Genomic DNA, 935 nt, shown 5'->3' with positions numbered 1-935 from the left:
AAACAATACTACCTGGGGGCTGGCTACCCCAGATTGGTGATTTTCGTTTGACCAAAATTGGCGATTTTCTCCTGACCCGGAGTGGTTAATTTCGCCCGACCCTAACAACATGTCTAAACCCGAAAGGATGTGTCTAGAATCGTGCCTAAAATGTATTCTGAAGAAGAAAAACAGGAAATCATTTCTGCATATCAACTTGGGCAGCCTCTCACAGATATAAGAGGAAAATTCGGTGTTGCGCCTAGTACCATTTATCGCTGGGTCAAAGACAAGAAAGAGTATATAGCTGAAGAAAACATGCTGCCAATGGATATCCGGAATCTTTTGTTCCAGAAAGAGCGGTTAGAGCACATTTTACAAATTATTCGTCTATCTAACCTGTTAGCTGAAGTTCCGCTAAGGAGGAGGCTTGATATTTTAGAGGACCTTCATGAACGCTTCGAGCAATATAATGTCCATGAGCTATGTGAAGCGTTGGGTGTTTCTCGGGGTACTTTTTATAATCACATTTTCCGAAGAGCAGATCGCACAAAGTACCAGGAAGAGCAACAGGTTCTTATGGTGCAGGTACAGCAAATCTTTTATGACAGCAAACAGCGGTTTGGCGCAGAAAAAATTCGTGTAATCCTATCAGAAAACGGAATCCATGTCGGTAAAAAGAGAATACGGCAGATTATGCAGGAACTGGGCCTGGAGAGTGTTCGAGAAAATGCTAAAAAGGCTTATATGAAACGGCAAGAATACCATAGGCGTAATTTAGTAAATCAAGAGTTTAAAACCCAGCGTCCAAACGAAATTTGGGTCAGCGATATTACATATTTTAAAATCAAAGAGCACCCAGTTTTTCTGTGTGTTATTCTTGACCTGTTTTCACGACGGGTCGTCGGTTACCGGGTATCACGAAAATCCAGTACCCAATTAGTTACCTTTACATT

1 protein-coding gene is annotated in these 935 nt (G+C 41.6%); it reads left to right on the top strand.

The features are described from left to right. Positions 1–150 precede the first annotated feature (150 nt). Positions 151–935: IS3 family transposase (locus B5F88_RS19785; protein ID WP_087937081.1), on the top strand; the 785-nt coding region annotated here is incomplete at its 3' end.

The organism is Flavonifractor sp. An306, assembly GCF_002159455.1.
Taxonomy (GTDB): domain Bacteria; phylum Bacillota; class Clostridia; order Oscillospirales; family Oscillospiraceae; genus Flavonifractor.
The sequence above is the reverse complement of the archived record's forward strand: the minus strand, read 5'-3'. Positions and strand labels throughout refer to the sequence as shown.